Raw genomic sequence first — 2190 nt, 5'->3', positions numbered from 1 at the left:
AAATATAGAATTATTAAATATAATGATGAGTACTTAATGATCGATATAATAAGCACTTGGATTAGTTTATTTTTTCCTTTTATTAATTGGTTCATCCCCAAAAGATACGTCAAAATTAGTAGAGAAGAGTTTGAAAATTTAAATATTGTTAAACCTGCTAAAAAGAATGTTTTTTGGCCAGTTGCTAGTATCTCTACTTTATTCGCAGTTACATTAAGAAAGTATACGCTTTTACTTGACACTCAACTTGATAAAAAATTAGTTATTGCCATATGTTGCACCACATTTATAGGGATTTTAATATTTTATGTACGCCTAATTAAAAAATCATCTTTAAATATTTATAATACTAAAAATAAAAGGTCGAAAATCATCTTAATACCAACACTAAAAAATTTTTGTTTCACATTGTTCGGATATGTTTTTTTAATTTTTTGGACAGTGATTTTCTCATATGCTCTATTATCAATGAGTTATCAAAACATAATAGTATATTTTGCTTGGATTACAGCAATAATAGGTTTTTTTCTAGTGAATATAGCTTTAATTATAGATAAAAACATTCATGTCATACTTAAAAATTAAATGGTGGTAATAAATTCAGATTAAAGATATGCAAATAACAATGAATAAAATTTTTAATGATAGTAAGTTGATAATATTTTAATGTCTTTTGAAGTATCGAAAAATGTATTACACATAAAATTAAAGGGATGTGGAGACATTGGTTTGCGAGGTAATAGCTATATACAAAAATCCCAAATATAGAATTATTAAATATAATGATGAATATTTGATGGTGAATATAATAAATAATTGGTTAGTTTTATTCATTCCATTGCTTAATTGGTTGACACCAAAAAGATACATCAAGATCAGTCAAGAAGAATTAGAAAGTTTAAATACTTTCAAACCTGCTAAAAACAATGCATTTTGGCCAGCATTAGGTAGTTCAGTTTTATTTAGTGTGACTTTTAGAAAGTATATGCCTTTATTTAATGTTAGATTGGAAAAAACAATAGTAATAGCCATATTTTTTGTTGTATTTCTTGGTATTTTATTTTTCTACCTAAATTTAAATCGTAGGCTAGCATTAAGTGTTTTTACTATGAATAAAGAAAAAAGTCAGAAAATGATATTACTACCTAATTTAAAACATTTTTTCTTTATAATATTTGCATATTTATATTTCGGTGGTTTTTCATTTTTCACTTTATATGCCCTGATAACTATAGATGTTCAAAATATAATTATATTTATCTGTTGGGGTGCAGTAACTATGTTTTTCTTTTTTATAAACATTGTTCCCATTGGCATTAAAAAAGCTCATGTAATACTTCTTAAAAAAGCTGAATAATAAATGAGTTTTTTAAATCTAAAATTATTAAATTTAATATAAAAATTTGACTCATAGATAGAATGAATAAAAATCCGAAATATAGAATTATCAACTACAAAGATGAATATTTTATAATGGATATCCCATGTTAATATTAACAGTTTTAATTTCTTTGTTATGCAAATCAAAACATTATAGTATTTCTAATTAAATTTGCAATGGCTTTAATATTGTCGTTCTTAAATGTTTTTCAATTTCTGATTCAAAAGTACATGTAATTTAAAGGTCAACGAGCAATCGCGCTATATGCATATCAACTTAAGCAATACTTATTTTAACTGAGTTCTACATAACATTTTTCTAATACACCGCCTTAATTCAAACCCTAATTCTAACATTTGGAAGTTGTATTAAATCATGATAGTGTGATAGTGGAAAAGTTATAAAGATAAGGAGCTGGGTCTAATGAAGCAATTTGTAAACTTAGGTAAATCTGATGTTGAAGTGTTTCCAATCGCACTTGGGACGAACGCAGTAGGTGGGCATAATTTATATCCGAACTTAGATGAAGAACAAGGAAAAGATGTTGTTCGTCAAGCCATTAATCATGGTATTAATTTATTAGATACGGCATATATTTATGGGCCAGAACGATCAGAAGAATTGGTTGGAGAAGTTGTTAAGGAATATCCGCGAGAGCAAATTAAAATTGCTACGAAAGGGTCTCATGAATTTGATGAAAATCAAGAAGTACATCAGAACAATCAACCGGAATATTTAAAACAACAAGTTGAGAATAGTTTGAAACGTCTACAAACTGATTATATCGATTTATATTATATTCATTTTCC

At 26.3% G+C, this 2190-nt stretch carries 3 protein-coding genes; all 3 read left to right on the top strand.

From position 1 onward, the window contains the following. On the top strand, positions 1-585 hold a 585-nt coding region (locus IDG60_RS11655; protein ID WP_206160725.1), incomplete at its 5' end, for a DUF443 family protein. Between the two features lie 139 nt (positions 586-724). Then, positions 725-1357: a DUF443 family protein gene (locus tag IDG60_RS11650; RefSeq protein ID WP_000226989.1), complete on the top strand. Its 633-nt coding sequence runs from the start codon at positions 725-727 to the stop codon at positions 1355-1357. A 447-nt stretch (positions 1358-1804) separates the two neighbouring features. Then, positions 1805-2190: aldo/keto reductase (locus IDG60_RS11645; protein ID WP_206160724.1), on the top strand; the 386-nt coding region annotated here is incomplete at its 3' end.

This window comes from Staphylococcus sp. EG-SA-2 (genome assembly GCF_017152085.1).
This window is presented reverse-complemented; position numbering and strand designations above follow the sequence as displayed.